The following is a 15215-nucleotide window of genomic DNA, read 5'->3' as shown; positions in this document are numbered from 1 at the left end:
GGTTCTGCGCCGGGCCCCCCCGCGCTCGCCCCACCCCCCCTCACTGTCGTCCCCTCCCCGCCGCCCCCCCGGGGGGGGGGGGCCCGCCCCCCCCCCCCCCCCGCCCGATCGTCGCCCCGGAGGGTCAGCCCTTGAGCAGCTGGCGCGCCATGACGATGCGCTGCACCTGGTTGGTGCCCTCGTAGATCTGGGTGATCTTGGCGTCGCGCATCATCCGCTCGACCGGGTAGTCCCGGGTGTAGCCGTAGCCGCCGAGCAGCTGCACCGCGTCGGTGGTGATCTCCATGGCGGCGTCCGAGGCGAAGCACTTGGCCGCCGCGCCGAAGTAGGTCAGGTCGGCGTCGCCCCGCTCGGACTTGCCGGCGGCGGTGTAGGTGAGCTGGCGGGCCGCCTCCAGCTTCATGCCCATGTCGGCCACCATGAACTGGATGCCCTGGAAGTCGGCGACCGGCTTGCCGAACTGCTTGCGCTCCTGGATGTAGCCCTTGGCGTAGTCCAGCGCGCCCTGCGCGATGCCGACCGCCTGCGCGGCGATGGTGACCCGGGTGTGGTCCAGGGTTCGCATCGCGGTGGCGAAGCCGGTGCCCTCGGCGCCGATCATCCGGTCGGCCGGGATCCGGACGTTGTCGAAGTAGACCTCGCGCGTCGGCGAACCCTTGATGCCGAGCTTCTTCTCCGGTGCGCCGAAGCTCACCCCGGCGTCGGACTTCTCCACCACGAAGGCCGAGATGCCCCGGGACCGGGCTGTGGGATCGGTCACAGCGAAGACCGTGTAGTACTCCGAGACGCCCGCGTTGGTGATCCACCGCTTCACGCCGTTGAGCACCCAGTGGTCGCCGTCGCGGACCGCCTTGGTGGTCATCGAGGCGGCGTCGCTGCCCGCCTCCGGCTCGGAGAGGCAGTAGGAGAACATCGCGTCGCCGGCCGCCACCGGGGTCAGGTACTTCCGCTTCAGCTCCTCGGAGCCGGCCAGGATCAGCGGCATGGTGCCCAGCTTGTTCACCGCCGGGATCAGCGAGGACGAGGCGCAGGCGCGGGCCACCTCCTCGATCACGATGGCCGTGGCCAGCGCGTCCGCACCGGCGCCGCCGTACTCGACGGGGATGTGCGGGGCGTGGAAGTCGGCGGCCCGCAGCGCGTCGTAGGACGCCTTCGGGAACTCGCCCGTCTCATCCGCCTCAGCGGCGTGCGGAGCGACCTTCGCCGCACAGACCTCCCGGACCGCCTCCCGGATCGCGTCGTGCTCCTCCGGCAACCGGTAGACGTCGAACGACTGCTCTGCGGGCATGTCAGCCCTCCCCTTTCACCGCTATCATGCGCAGACTGTGGCGCCCGGAGGCTGCCGACTGCCGCAGACTGAAGGATAGCCACCAGGGTTCAGCCGGACCTTACCGGCGGGTAGGCTCGCGCACGAGCGGGGGCGACAGGCCACAACTACCCTCACACTCAGAGTTCCCCTCGGTGCCGGCCCTGGCGCCCCAGCAGAACGCGACGCAAGGAAGCGCCGCCAGTGCGAGCGGAGAAGACAGGCGTGACGATCCCGTACCCGAACACCCAGCCGATGCCCGCCATCGCCGCGGTGACGCCGCCCTCGGGCGCAGCCCGACCCCGGGTGACCTTCCTGGGCACCGGCTACCTCGGCGCGACGTACGCCATCTGCTACGCCGAGCTGGGCTACGAGGTGCTCGGCTTCGACGTGGACGCGGACAAGATCGCGAAGCTGAACGCCGGCGAGGTGCCGATCCACGAGCCCGGCCTCGACGAGCTGCTCCGGCGCAACCTGGCCACCGGCCGGCTCCGGTTCAGCACCGACATCCAGGAGACCGCCGACTTCGGCGACGTGCACTTCATCTGCGTCGGCACCCCGCAGCGGGCCGACGGGATGGGCGCCGACCTGTCCTACGTCGAGGCGTCGGTGACCAACCTCGCCCAGCACCTGAGCCGCAAGGCCCTGATCGTCGGCAAGTCCACCGTGCCGGTGGGCACCGCCGAGTGGGTGGAGCAGCTGGTCGGCAAGCACACCCCGGCCGACCTGGGCGTCGAGGTGGCCTGGAGCCCCGAGTTCCTCCAGGAGGGCTTCGCCGTCGACGACGTGCTGCGGCCCAACCGGATCGTGGTCGGGGTCAAGAGCGAGTGGGCCAACGGCATGCTCTACGCCGCCCACAAGGGCGTCTTCGACCTGGCCGCCACCGAGGACCGCGAGGTGCCGCTGGTGGTCACCGACTTCGCCACCGCGGAGCTGGTCAAGGTCGCGGCGAACGCCTTCCTGGCCACCAAGATCTCCTTCATCAACGCGATGGCCGAGGTCTGCGAGGCCGCCGGCGGCGACGTCACCCAGCTCGCCCGCTCGATCGGCTACGACCCGCGGATCGGCAACCGCTTCCTCCAGGCCGGCCTCGGCTTCGGCGGCGCCTGCCTGCCCAAGGACATCCGGGCCTTCCAGGCCCGCGCCCAGGAGCTCGGCGCCGGCGAGGCGCTGCGCTTCCTGCACGAGGTGGACCTGATCAACCTGCGCCGGCGGACCCGGGTGATCCAGCTCGCCGCCGACCTGCTCGGCCGCCGCTCCGGCCCCGCCGGCCCGGACCTCTCCGGCACCCGGATCGCCGTGCTCGGCGCCACCTTCAAGCCGAACACCGACGACGTCCGGGACGCCCCGGCGCTGGCAGTCGCCGCCCTGCTCGGCAAGGCCGGCGCCGACGTGCACGTGTTCGACCCGCAGGGCGTGGGGAACGCCCGCCGGGCGGTGCCGGAGCTGACCTACGAGGCGACCATGAACGACGCCGTCCGCGGCGCCGACCTGGTCTGCGTCCTCACCGAGTGGGCCGAGTTCCGCAACGCCGACCCGGTCGCCCTGGGCGAGCTGGTCAACGGCCGCAAGGTGGTCGACGGCCGCAACTGCCTGGACTCCACACTGTGGACACAGGCCGGGTGGGAGTACCGCGGCATGGGCCGCCCCTGATCCCGTGAACCGTCGGCCGGCCGGCCGGGGACCCGTTCCCCGGCCGGCCGGTCCTTTTTGTTGTCCGGAACGCGCCCGCAACTGTCGAAATCCCGGCCCGGTCAAGGCATGCTGCGACAGGGAGGCCCACCGCGCGGGGGCCGACCGGACGGGAGAGAGTCGTGCAGACCTTCAGGTGCGCCTCGTGCGGGCGGGAGATCAAGCCCGCCGTCGTCTGCCCGCACTGCGGCGCCGACCAGCCACAGTGGGCCGAGCACCTGGCCGAGATCGAGCGCTCGATCGCCGAGATGAAGGCCCGCGACGCCGAGATCGCCCGCGAGCAGCGGCAGATCGCCGCCAAGATGCAGGCCGCCCTCTTCCAGCGGGACATCCTGGCGCACGCCGGTGAGGAACGGATTAAGCAGGCCACCCGGCCACGCCGCGTGCTGCGCCGCCGGCCCGGCCGCCGCCCACCGACCGCCACCACGGGCGCGCCGCCCCGGGTGCCCCGCCAGGGCACCCCGCCGACCGGTCCGGACGACCTCCCCCCGCCGCCGCCCCGCAGCCGCCCGCAGTGGCTCGACGCGGACGACCCGGAGCACCCGCCGGAGGCGTCCTCGCGGGAGGTGCAGAACATCCCCCTCGGGCTCGGCGCGCTGCTGCTCGGCGTCGCGGCGGTGGTCTTCGCCGCGGTGGCCACCAGCTCGATGGACGCGCTGGCCCGGCTCGGCGTGCTGCTGCTGGCCACGGTGCTGATGCTGCTCGCCCCGCCGGTGCTGGCCCGGCGCGGGCTCACCTCGACCGCCGAGACGATCGCCGCGGTGGGCCTGCTGCTGGTGCCGCTGGCCGGCTACGCGCTCTGGGCCGTCGACCGGGTCGGCGGCGGCACCTCCGGCGCCGCCTTCTCCGGGTCCATCTTCCTGGTCACCACCGTGGTCGCCTTCGGGTACGCGTACGGGACCGGGCTGCGGGCGCCCCGCTTCGCCACCGTGCTGGCCGCCCAGCCGGTGCTGCCCCTGCTCGCGTACGAGCGGATCACCGGGCCGGCCGGCTGGGCGCTGGTGCTCACCGTGGTGGCCGTGGTCGACCTCGCGCTGGCCCGCTCGGCGGTGGTGCTCGAACGCCCCGTCCGGCGGGACCTGCCGATCCCGCCGCCGGAGCCCGCCCCGCCCCGGCAGCGCGCCGCCGACGACCGGCCCGAGTCGGCCCCGGAGGAGGCCGCCGAGGTGCTCGGCGGGGAGCCGCCCCCCGGCGCGGAGCCGGTCCCGCCGGCGCGCCCGGTGCCGTGGCTGCGCGAGCTGACCTGGCTGCTGCACGGGGCGGCGGTCGCCGTCGCCCTGGCGTACGCGGTCACCGCCCTGCTGCGCGCCACCACAGTGCCGGCCGCCGCCGGGTCGGGCGCCGTCCTGCTGCTCGCCGCGCTGGTCGGGCTGGCCGGGACGCTGGTGCTGCGCCGGCCGCCGCTGCCGGACGTGGGTGCCGGCATCGTCACCCTCGCGGTGATCGGCGCGCTGGGCCGGGTCGCCTCGGTCGCCTACCCGGGCCGGTCGCTGCTGCTCATCGCCGCGGTCATCGCGCTCACCGGGTTCGCCGTCCGGGGCGTACCGGAGGCGGCCCGGCGGGGTCCGCAGCTCGCCTCGGCGGTGGCGCTCACCGTCAGCGGCCTGGTGGTGGCCGGCGGCGCGCTGCGCGCCGGGCTGGCCCCGGTCCGCGCGGCGCTGCCCGCCTGGTCGGCGGAGCTCAGCGGGTGGCACGCCGAGCTGGCGGCGGGGGTCGGCCGGACCGGCTGGCAGCTCGCCGCCAGCGCCCTGCTGCTCACCATCGCCGCGGTGGTCGCCCTGCCGGCGGACATTCGGCGCGAGTTCGCGGTGGTCGGGGCGGCGCTGACCGCGCTCGCCGTGCCCGCCTCGCTCGGGCTGGGCTGGGCGACCGCCTGCTGGCCGATGCTGCTGACCGCGGTGGCCATCGGCGTGCTCGGGCTCACCGCCGGCACCGAGCGCGCCGCGCTGGCCCACTCGGTGACCGCCGCCGGGCTGGGACTGATCGGGGCCGGGGCCGCACTCGCCCGGCCCGCGCTCACCGCCGCCGCGCTGACCCTTCTCTTCCTGGCCGGCGCGCTGGTGTCGCTGGCGCCCCGGGTCCGGATCGCCGCCGCCGCCGCGGACACCGTCTGCGCCTGGGCGGCCGGCGGGGCGGCGTTCGCGTTCCCCGGTGCGGTGGCCGCGTTCGTCGCCGCCACGGTGCCGACCGCGCCGGCCGCCACCTCCGCGAACCTGCGCGAGGTCACCGTCCCGATCCTCGCGGCGAGCTTCCTCGGTGTCTGCGTCACGCTCGGCTACGCCGCCCTCGTCCAGGTCGCGCAGCGGCGCCTCAGCGTGCCGCACGCGCTCGGCACCGTGCTGGGTGCGGTGGCGGTCGCGGCGGCCGCATTCGGGGCGCCCGGCGCCACCACCGCCGACGCCTGGGTGGGCGGGCTGCTGCTGGTCGCCGCCGCGCTGCTGGCGCTGGCCCCCCGGATCGACGCGGGCCGCCGCGCCGACCTGTCCCTCGACGGGTCCGACCTGGCCCTCGCCGCCGCCACGGTGGCACTCATCGCCACCCTGGTCCGGATCGCCGCCGTGCTGGCCCCCGGCGGCCAGCTCGTAGTGGCCGCCGCGCTGGTGTCCGTGGTCGCGGTCGCCGCCCGGGCGATGCCCGAGGAGTGGCGGCGCGGGCCGGTCCTCGGCATCACGGCCGGCGGCACGCTGATCGGCCTGATCGCGGCCTGGAGCGCGCTGCGCGGCGGGGTCGGGGTGCTGGCCACGCCGGGCCCGATCTGGGCCGGCGACCTGAGCGGCTGGCCGGCCGCCCCGACCGGCGGGTCGACCTGGCAGGCGCCGATCGCGCTGGTGCTGCTGGCCGTGGCCGCCGCCATCCTGCTGCCGCCGCCCTGGAGGTACGACGTCTCCGGCGCGGCCGCCGTGCTCGCGACCATCGGCGCCCCGGCCGCGTTCGACCTGCCCTGGTGGTCGCCGGTGCTGGTGGGCGCCATGGTCGCCACCGTCTTCGGGATGGCGGCGGTGGCCGCGGCCGACCCGCGGGCCGCGCTGTCCCGGGCCACGGTGGCCGGGGTGGTCGCCCTGCACGCGGCCGGCGCCGGGCTGGTCCGCCCGTGGACCACCGCGCTGGCGCTGGGCAGCATCGCGCTGATCGGGGTGACGGTGGCCGCCCTGGCCCGGGGGCTCGCACCGACGATGACGGAGGACGTCCGCACCGAGGGGATGCCGGCGCACCTGGTGCAGATCGGCGGCGCCGCGGCCGGCGCCGCCCTGCTCGCCCTGCCCGGGGCGGTGGCCGCCCTGGCGGCCGAGTTCGGCCGGCCCCCGCAGGTGGTGCTCACCGCCGCGCTGGCCGCGTCCAGCATCGGCCTGGCCGCGGTGGCGGCCGTCCGCCGGCAGGTCCCGCAGTACCTCCCGTACGCGAGCGTGGCCGTGGTGGGCGGCGCGACGGTCAGCGCGGCCGCCGCCGTGATCACCCACCTGCCCGCCGGGGTGTACGCCGCCGCGGCGGCGCTGCTCGGCGTGCTCGCCGAGCTGATCCGGGCCGCCACCGTCCCGCCGGCCGGCTCGGCCCAGCCGGTCCGCCGCTGGTCGGTGCTGCTCAACGGGGCGCTGCGCCGAGGGCCGGACGATCCGGCCGAGCTGCGCTGGCGGGTCAGCCCGGCGGCCGGGGCGCTCGCCGCGGCGGCGCTGCCCACCGCCCTGGCCCTGGCCACCCTGGCGCCGGCGCTGGTGGTGGCGCTGGTCGAGCCGCTCCGGGTGCTGTCCCGGGTCTGGCAGGGGCCGCCGCCGGAACTGCTCACCCCGCCACCCGAGGCGGTGGATGCCACCCACGTGCTCACCGCGCTGCTGCTCACCGCGACGGCGGCGCTCGCCGCCACCGGGTTCAGCGGCGGGCGACGGTCCCGGGCGGTGCCGGTGATCCTGCCCGGGGCGGCGCTCACGCTGCTGATCACCCCGGTGGCGCTGGGCCGCGGCTGGCCGGTGACCGCGCTGGCCGGGCTGGCCGTCTTCACCGTTTCGATGCTGGGGCTGGCGCTCACCCCGCCGCCGGCCGTGGCCGAACCGGCCCGCTCGATCCGGGTCGCCCGGGTCCTGGTGTTCGCCATCGGGCTGGCCGCCGGGAACGCCGGGCTCGCCGGGAGCCTCGCCACCCGGGAGCTGACCTTGTTCACGCTGGGCGGCGCGGTCGGCGTGGGCACGGTCGCCGCGCTCTTCGGCACCACCCAGCGGGCCCGCATCCTCGGCTGGCTCTTCGCCTCGCTGATGGCCCAGCTCTTCGTGCTCACCCTCGGCCTGGTGGCCGGGCTCGCCGCGGTCTGGTCCGCGTTCGGGGTGCTGGCGGTCGGGGCGGCGCTCCAGGTCTTCGCCGCCGCCCTCCCCCGGCTGCGCCGGCCGGAGGCGTACCGGGAGGCGGCCACCGTCGAGTGGAGCGGCCACGCCGCGGCGCTCATCGCGCTGGCCCTGGCGTACGACTCGCCCCGGCACATCGCCGCGCTGCTGGCCGCCTGGGGCGCCGTCCTCGGGATGGCGGCCAGCCGCCCGGGCCGCCGGCCGGTGGAGCGGAGCCTGTTGATCTGGGGCGTGGTGATCTGCGAGATCAGCGCCTGGTGGATCCTCATGCGGACGGCCGACGTGGCGCTGCCCGAGGCCTACACCCTGCCGTTCGCGGTGCTCGCCCTGCTGGTCGGGATGCTGCAACTGCGCCAGCGGCCCGACCTGTCGAGCTGGGTGGCGTACGGGCCGGCGCTGGTCGCCGCGTTCGTGCCGACGCTGGCGATCGTGCTGGCCACCGAGTCCAGCATGCTGCGTCAGGTGCTGCTGCTGCTCGGCGCCGTGGCGGTGCTGATCTTCGGCTCGACGAGCCGGCAGCAGGCGCCCGTCATCGTGGGCGCCTCGGTCACCGCGATCGCCGCGGTGCACGCGCTGGTCAGCCTCGGCCCGTGGCTGGTGCTGATCCCGGTCGGCTTCGTCCTGCTGGTGCTCGGCGCGAGCAACGAGCGCCGCCGCCGCGCCCAGGAACGCCTCCAGACGGCCCTCCGCGGCATGAGGTGAACCCGGTTCAGCTGAGCGAGGCGCGCAGGTTCGCTTCCTTCTCGGCGACCAGGTCCTCGAGGCCGGCCTGGTAGGCGGCCATCCGGTCGCGCAGCGCCGGGTCGGAGGCGCCGAGGATGCGTACGGCGAGCAGCCCCGCGTTGCGGGCGTTGCCGATCGACACCGTGGCCACCGGCACGCCGGCCGGCATCTGCACGATGGAGAGCAGCGAGTCCATCCCGTCGAGGTACTTCAGCGGCACCGGCACGCCGATCACCGGCAGCGGGGTGACCGAGGCGACCATGCCGGGCAGGTGGGCCGCCCCGCCCGCCCCGGCGATGATCACCTTGACGCCGCGGTCGGCCGCGGCCCGGCCGTACTCGATCATCTTGACCGGGGTGCGGTGGGCCGACACCACGCCGACCTCGTACGGCACGCCGAACTCGTCCAGCGCCTCGGCGGCGGCCTTCATGACCGGCCAGTCCGAGTCACTGCCCATGATCAGCCCGACGGTGCTCATGCTGTTCTGCCTTCCGTTCGCGACTGCGGGACTCGCAAGCTCACTCCTCGCGCTCACTGGCGCCTTCGCGCAGCCAGCGGGCGGCACGCGCGGCCCGGGCCCGTACGTCGTCCAGGTCGGTGCCGAGCACGGTGACGTGCCCGATCTTGCGGCCCGGGCGCACCTGCTTGCCGTACAGGTGGACCTTGGCCCCGGGTTCGGCGGCGAAGAGGTGGTGCAGCCGCTCGTCGATGGACATGCCGCCCGGCTCGCCGCCGAGCACGTTCGCCATCACCACGACCGGCGCGGTGAGCGAGGTGTCCCCCATCGGGTAGTCGAGCACGGCCCGCAGGTGCTGCTCGAACTGGGAGGTCCGAGCCCCCTCGATGGTCCAGTGCCCGGAGTTGTGCGGCCGCATGGCCAGCTCGTTCACCACCAGCCCGGTGGGCGTCTCGAACAGCTCCACCGCGAGCAGGCCGACCACGCCGAGCGCGGTGGCCAGATCGATGGCGAGCTGCTGCGCGGCGACCGCCCGCTCCTCCGGCAGCTCGGGCGCCGGGGCGAGCACCTCGACGCAGATGCCGTCCCGCTGCACCGTCTCCACCACCGGGTACGCGGCGACCTGCCCGAACGGCGAGCGGGCCACCTGCACGGCCAGTTCCCGGCGCAGCGCCACCCGCTCCTCGACGATCAGCGGGGTGCCCCCGGCCAGCAGGGTGGTGGCCAGCTCGGCGGCCGCGGTGGCGTCGTCCACCATCCAGACGCCCCGGCCGTCGTAGCCGCCCCGGGCGGCCTTGAGCACCACCGGCCAGCCGATCTCGGTGCCGAACGCGACCAGGTCGGCCGGCGCCTCCACGGGACGCCAGGCCGGGTTCGGCGCGCCCAGCTCGGCGAGCCGCTCCCGCATCACCCGCTTGTCCTGCGCGTGCACCAGTGCCTCGGCCGGCGGGAAGAGCTTGACGCCCTCCTCGGCCAGCGCGCGGATGTGCGCGTTGGGCACGTGCTCGTGGTCGAAGGTGACCACGTCGCACCCCTTCGCGAAGGTGCGCAGGGCGGCGAGGTCGGTGTGGTCGCCGTACTGGACGTCGGCGGCGACCAGGGCCGCGCCGTCGTCCGGGGCGAGCGCCAGCACGCGCAGTGACTGGCCGAGGGCGATGGCGGCCTGGTGGGTCATCCGGGCGAGCTGTCCGCCGCCCACCATGCCGACGACAGGCAGTCCGGTACGGGAATCCATAGCGCCGCCAGCCTATCGGGGCCGGTGCCGGCCTCCCGCCCGAGGGCCGGGACTCGTCCCCGGGGGGTCGATCCGGGCGTGACCGCGGTTGACAGGATCACCCCCATGACGACCCGCGACACGCTGCGCGCCCTGCCGGTGCTGGCTCACGACATGCCGTCCTTCGACCCGACCGACGTTCCGGCGGAGCCCACCGCGCTCTTCGCCGACTGGCTCGCCGAGGCGGTCGCCGCGGGCGTGGACGAGCCGCACGCGATGACCGTCTCGACCGTCGACGCCGACGGCGCACCCGACGCGCGGGTACTGATCCTCAAGGACCTCGACGCCGCCGGCTGGCACTTCGCCACCACCTCGACCAGCGCCAAGGGGCGTCAGCTCGCCGGCAACCCGCGGATCGCGCTCAGCTTCCACTGGCGGGAGCAGGGCCGACAGGTGCGGGTACGCGGCACCGCCCGGCCTGCCGCCCCCGACGTCTCCCGGCGGGACTTCCTGGCCCGGCCCGAGGGCTCCCGGATCGCGACCCTGGCCGGCCGCCAGAGCGCCGTCCTGGCCGACCGCGCCGAGCTGGACCGGGAACTGGCCGAGGTGCGGGTCCGGTTGGCCGCCGATCCCGGGCTGGTCGCCGAGGGGCACACGGTCTACTCGGTGACCCCGGCAACCGTCGAGTTCTGGCAGGCCGACCGGGAGCGCCGGCACGTCCGGCTGCGGTATCGGCGGGTGGCCGAGGGGTGGACCCGCGAACTGCTCTGGCCGTGACCGTCAGCCGCGTCGGGCGATCAGATCCTTGCCGAGGTGACCGGGCGGTCGCAGGGGCCGTCCGCCTCTCGGGGTGGTGGCCGCCCCGCCGGCCTGCCGTCGGTCCCGGCCGTCGGGAGGGGTGGGTCAGCTCGCCGTGGAGATCGCGGTCCGGCGCGGGGCGCGGGCGACCTCGCGGGCAGTGGTCCGGGCGATCAGCAGCGAACCGAGGACCGTCGGGGCGAGCCAGGCGACCAGGTGCCCGCCGGTCATCTGCACGGCGAACCCGGTGACGAACGCGATCACCGTGCTGCCCATCAGGTTGAGGTGCCAGATCCGCCAGCCCCGGCCACCGAGCCCGCGGGGCCGACGCCGGGCGAACCAGAGCCCGCCGACCAGCCAGCCGAGGGTGAGCGCGCCGAGCACGGCCAACCCCCACAGGCGCGCCGGGTCGTACGCGAAGAGCCCGAAGGCGCTGAGGCTGAGGCTGACGGCGGCGCCCGCGTAGATCCGGCCGAGCAGGGTGTGCCGGCCGCGCCGCTTCGGCGCGAGCAGCACGGGCAGCGCCAGCAGCAGCCCGGCGGTGCCGCTGGCGGCGTGGAGCACGACGAGAACGGTGTGCACGGGTCCCCCTCCCGCGACATCCCAATGTGGGAGGTCGATGAGTTCAGCATCGGACCTGACACAATGGGATGTCAAGGAGATTCGCGAAGGAGAACCGACCGATGCCGGACCGGCCGTTGAACGCCACCGCCGCCTCGCTGCTGGGCTTCCTGCACGACGGCCCGATGACCGGCTGGGACCTGGTCACCGTCGCCCAGCAACGGATCGGGGCGTTCTGGTCGCTGACCCAGAGCCAGGTCTACCGGGAGCTGACCGCGATGGCCGCCGCCGGACTGGTCCGGGCCGGCGAGCGGGGCCGCCGCGACCGGCAGCCGTACGAGATCACCGAGGCGGGACGTCGGGCGTTCACCGAGTGGGCGGCCCGTCCCCCGGCGGACGAGACGATCCGCTTCCCCCTGCTGCTGACCGTGCTCTTCGGCCGGCACCTGCCGCCGGAGCGGCTCGCCGGCTACCTCGGCACCCACCGGGCCACCCACGCCGCACGGCTCGCCGACTACCAGGCCGCCGCGGCGGCGCTCCCCCCGGAGGCGGACGAGATCGAGCCCTACGCGGTGGCCACGCTGCGCTTCGGGCTGGCGTACGAGCGGGCGGTGCTGGAGTGGTTCGACGCGCTGCCCGAGCCGCTGCGCCCGGCGGCCGGGGGCGAGGAGCCGGTCAGCTGAGCTGGGCGACCAGATCCTCGACCGTGGTCACCGGCCGGTCGCAGACGAACCCCCGGCAGACGTACGCGGTGGGCCGCCCGCCCAGCGCCGGCCGGTCGGCCAGCAGCGGCACGCCGGGCTGGTCGGCGCGGCCCGCCACCACCACGGCCCCGGGCGGGGCATGCCGGAGGGCGGCGGCCACCAGCGGGTCACCCACCGGGTCGTCGGTCACCACCGCGATCTCGTACGGCCCGGAGAGCAGCGCCTCGCCGACCATGGCCGCGTAGCCGGTGAACCGGGCGTGCCGGGCGACGATCGGCGCAACCGTCGACAGGGCCGCGTCGGCCGCCTCCCGGTACCGGATCTCCCCCGTCAACGCCGCGTACGCGACGAGCGCCGCGACGATCGCCGAACGGCCGGCGGGGGTGGCGTTGTCGGTCGGGTCCGCCGGCCGGGTGACCAGGCGCTCCGCGTCGTCGGCGGTGTCGTAGAAGCCGCCGTCCGGTGCGGCGAACCGGGCCAGCGCCACGTCGAGCAACTGCCCGGCCAGGACGAGCCAGCGCCCCTCGCCGGTCAGCTGGTGCATGGCGCAGAACGCCTCGGCCACGCAGCCGTAGTCCTCCAGCACGCCGGCCGGCTCGCCGACCGTCCCGTCCCGGGACACCCGGCGCAGCCGGCCGTCCACCACGTGCACGGCCGCCAGGTGCTCGGCAGCGTCCCGCATCGCGCCGTCGGCCACGATCGTGACGCCCTCCATGAGGTTGGCGTCCTCGTCCTCGGGGGACGCGTAGAGCGCGGCGACCTGCTGGAACTCGGCGATCGCGGTGATCGTCAGCCCGTTCCAGGCGGCCACCACCTTGTCGTCGCGGGCCGGCTGGGGGCGGGTGTCGCGGGCGGCGAGCAGCCGGCCGACCACCTCCTGCCAACGCCGGCGCACCGACGGGTCGGCGTCGTCCACGTCCCGGGCCAGCCGGAGCACGCTGCTGCCGTGTTCGAAGGTGCCCTGCTCGGTCACCTCGAACAGGTCGGCGGCGAAGCGGCCGTCCTCCTCCCCCAGCACCTCGACGAGCTGCGCCGGGGTCCAGACGTAGGTGAGGCCCTCGACGCCTTCGGTGTCGGCGTCCAGCGCCGAGACGAAACCCTCGCCGGCCCGGTGCATCTCGTCGGCGAGGAACCGGGCCGTGTCGCGGGCCACCCGCCGGGCCAGCCGGTCCCCGGTGAGCCGCCAGAGCTGGGTGTAGACCCGCAGCAGCAGCGCGTTGTCGTAGAGCATCTTCTCGAAGTGCGGCACCGTCCAGTGCCCGTCCACCGAGTAGCGGGCGAAGCCGCCGGCGAGCTGGTCGTGCACGCCACCGCGGGCCATCGCCTCGCAGGTGTGCCGGACGATCTCCAGGCTCCGGGGCGAGCCGGTGCGCTGGTGGTGCCGGAGCAGGAAGAGCAGGTTCATGTGCGGCGGGAACTTTGGCGCGCCGCCGAAGCCGCCGTTCGTCTCGTCGTACTCCGTGGCGAGCTGGTCGGCGGCGGCGTCCAGCACCTCGGCGGTCAACGGGGCGGTCAGACCGCCCACGGCCTGCGCGCCGCCGATCGCCTCGACCACGGCGGCGCCCTGCCGGAGCACCGCCTCCCGCTGGTCGCGCCAGGCGGTGGCGACCGAGCCGAGCAGCCGGACGAAGTTGGCGCGCGGGAAGTAGGTGCCGCAGAAGAACGGGGTGCCGTCCGGGGTGGCGAAGACCGTCATCGGCCAGCCGCCCTGGCCGGTCATCGCCTGGGTGGCGGTCATGTAGACCGCGTCGACGTCGGGCCGTTCCTCCCGGTCGACCTTCACGCAGACGAAGTCGTCGTTCATGAGCTGGGCGACGCCCTCGTTCTCGAACGACTCGTGGGCCATGACGTGACACCAGTGGCAGGCCGCGTAGCCGACCGAGATGAGCACCGGCACGTCGCGCCGCTTCGCCTCGGCGAACGCCTCGTCGCACCACGGCCACCAGTCGACCGGGTTGTCGGCGTGCTGGAGCAGGTAGGGCGAGGTGGCATCGGCGAGTCGGTTCACCCGACGACCATAACCACCTCCGGCGTTCGCCGCCGCCAGTCACCCGTCCCCGGCGCGGGTCGTGCGACCCGGGCCGGGGACCGGATCAGGCGTACGGTCGTCGGGCCGACGTCGACCTGGACGAACTCGTCGTAGAAGGGGTCCGGCCCTCGACCCGCGCCGCGTCCCCTGCACGGTGGCCGCACCGTCCCTCAGCGCGATGGTGCCGGTCTCCGCCACCGTGGCCCGGGGGTCCAGCAGCGGCGGGGCGGGCGGGTTGGTGAGGTGGACGCGACCCCGGGGCACGATCCGTCCTTCCGATATTCATCTTTGTTGATTTGAATCAGCGCATGCCCGGCGCCGCCGGGCCGTCCGAAGGAGACGGTTCATGCGCAGATTCCCCGCCCTGCTCGCCCTCGCCGCCCTCGCCGGATCCGTGCTGGTCCCCGGCGCCGCGTCCGCCGCCGTGCCGGCGGACACCCGGTACTCCGCCACCACCGGCGTCGGCGTCCACAACGCGTACGAGCGCGGCACCTACCCCTACCTTGCCCAGGCGCTCGACGCCCGGCCCGGGCTCATCGAGCTGGACGTCTGGCCGGACGTGCTGACCCGGCAGTGGCGGGTCAGCCACTCCAACCCGCTCGGCAACGACAACAACTGCGTGGCCGCCACCAGCGCCGCCCAGCTCTACACCGGCGCCCGGAACCGCAACCTGGAGCACTGCCTGGACGACATCCGGCTCTGGCTGGGCGCGCACCCCGACGCCGGTCCGCTGGTCCTCAAGCTGGAGCTGAAGACCGGCTTCAGCGGGCGTACCGGGCAGGGGCCGGCCCAGCTCGACGCGGTGCTCGCCGCACGGCTCGGCGACCGGGTGTTCCGCCCGGCCGACCTGCGCGGCGGTCACCCGAGCCTGGACGCCGCCGCCCGCGCCGATGCCTGGCCCAGCCGGGCGCAGCTCGCCGGCAGGGTGATCGTCGAGCTGATCCCCGGCACGGTCGAGGAGGGCAACCCGACCGACACCCTGTGGACCGACGTCGAGTACGCCCGCCACCTGGCCGGCCTGGCGGCGGCCGGCACGCTGGGCACCGCCCGCGCCTTTCCGGCCGTGCACCGGGCGCAGGCGGGCGACCCACGCGGCCGGTACGCCGACGCGAGCCTGCGGCCCTGGTTCGTGCTCTTCGACGGCGACGCCACCGCGTACGTCACCAGCGGCATCGACACCGCCTGGTACGACGCCAACCACTACCTGCTGGTGATGACCGACGCGCAGAACGTCCCGCCGGCCGTTGGAACCGGCGACGCCGAGGCGGCGGCGGCGCGGGTGGCCGAGCTGGCCCGGGCCCACGCCAGCATCGCCTCCGCGGACTGGGCGGCCCTGCCCGGCGTCCTCGACGACGTGCTGCCCCGGGGCTGACCCGCGCCCGGCCGATCCGCGCCGTCGGG

At 75.4% G+C, this 15215-nt stretch carries 10 protein-coding genes; 5 read left to right on the top strand and 5 right to left on the bottom strand.

All coding sequences use genetic code 11. The features are described from left to right. Positions 1 to 124 precede the first annotated feature (124 nt). Positions 125 to 1288 carry an acyl-CoA dehydrogenase family protein gene (locus tag AB0F68_RS11550; protein ID WP_357335361.1) on the bottom strand — a complete coding sequence of 388 codons (1164 nt, stop codon included), beginning with the start codon at positions 1286 to 1288 and terminating at the stop codon, positions 125 to 127. 243 nt (positions 1289 to 1531) lie between these two features. Here AB0F68_RS11550 and AB0F68_RS11545 point away from each other — a divergent pair, with 243 nt between their 5' ends. Next, the gene (locus tag AB0F68_RS11545; protein WP_357335358.1) at positions 1532 to 2959 is read left to right on the top strand and encodes a UDP-glucose/GDP-mannose dehydrogenase family protein; all 1428 of its coding nucleotides are present in this window, start codon (positions 1532 to 1534) and stop codon (positions 2957 to 2959) included. 161 nt (positions 2960 to 3120) lie between these two features. Further along, positions 3121 to 8031, top strand: coding sequence for a permease (locus AB0F68_RS11540; protein ID WP_357335356.1), 4911 nt, complete (start codon positions 3121 to 3123; stop codon positions 8029 to 8031). A 7-nt stretch (positions 8032 to 8038) separates the two neighbouring features. Here the strand turns inward: AB0F68_RS11540 and purE are convergent, their stop codons facing one another. Together purE and AB0F68_RS11530 are read right to left on the bottom strand one after the other, a co-directional pair. Next, a complete protein-coding gene (gene purE, locus AB0F68_RS11535) occupies positions 8039 to 8530 on the bottom strand; it encodes a 5-(carboxyamino)imidazole ribonucleotide mutase (RefSeq protein WP_357335354.1) in 492 nt (163 codons plus the stop codon). Positions 8531 to 8570: 40 nt separating this feature from the next. Then, positions 8571 to 9743, bottom strand: a complete 1173-nt coding sequence (locus tag AB0F68_RS11530; RefSeq protein WP_357335352.1) for a 5-(carboxyamino)imidazole ribonucleotide synthase — start codon at positions 9741 to 9743, stop codon at positions 8571 to 8573. Positions 9744 to 9848: 105 nt separating this feature from the next. Here AB0F68_RS11530 and AB0F68_RS11525 point away from each other — a divergent pair, with 105 nt between their 5' ends. Further along, the gene (locus AB0F68_RS11525; protein ID WP_357335349.1) at positions 9849 to 10499 is read left to right on the top strand and encodes a pyridoxal 5'-phosphate synthase; all 651 of its coding nucleotides are present in this window, start codon (positions 9849 to 9851) and stop codon (positions 10497 to 10499) included. Between the two features lie 126 nt (positions 10500 to 10625). Here the strand turns inward: AB0F68_RS11525 and AB0F68_RS11520 are convergent, their stop codons facing one another. Next, the gene (locus AB0F68_RS11520; RefSeq protein WP_357335347.1) at positions 10626 to 11102 is read right to left on the bottom strand and encodes a hypothetical protein; all 477 of its coding nucleotides are present in this window, start codon (positions 11100 to 11102) and stop codon (positions 10626 to 10628) included. Positions 11103 to 11203: 101 nt separating this feature from the next. Between AB0F68_RS11520 and AB0F68_RS11515 the strand changes: the two genes are divergently transcribed. Next, positions 11204 to 11764, top strand: coding sequence for a PadR family transcriptional regulator (locus AB0F68_RS11515; RefSeq protein ID WP_357335345.1), 561 nt, complete (start codon positions 11204 to 11206; stop codon positions 11762 to 11764). On the opposite strand, the gene AB0F68_RS11510 is transcribed toward AB0F68_RS11515, so the two are convergent. Then, positions 11757 to 13793 (bottom strand): thioredoxin domain-containing protein, encoded by a 2037-nt coding sequence (locus tag AB0F68_RS11510; RefSeq protein WP_357335342.1) that lies wholly within the window; start codon positions 13791 to 13793, stop codon positions 11757 to 11759. The genes AB0F68_RS11515 and AB0F68_RS11510 overlap by 8 nt on opposite strands. Before the next feature lie 367 nt (positions 13794 to 14160). Between AB0F68_RS11510 and AB0F68_RS11505 the strand changes: the two genes are divergently transcribed. Further along, positions 14161 to 15186, top strand: coding sequence for a phosphatidylinositol-specific phospholipase C domain-containing protein (locus tag AB0F68_RS11505; protein ID WP_357335340.1), 1026 nt, complete (start codon positions 14161 to 14163; stop codon positions 15184 to 15186). Positions 15187 to 15215 lie beyond the last annotated feature (29 nt).

This window comes from Micromonospora sp. NPDC023966 (assembly GCF_040639095.1).
Lineage (GTDB): Bacteria > Actinomycetota > Actinomycetes > Mycobacteriales > Micromonosporaceae > Micromonospora.
Note: the sequence above shows the minus strand (reverse complement) of the source record. Positions and strands in the feature narration are given on the sequence as shown.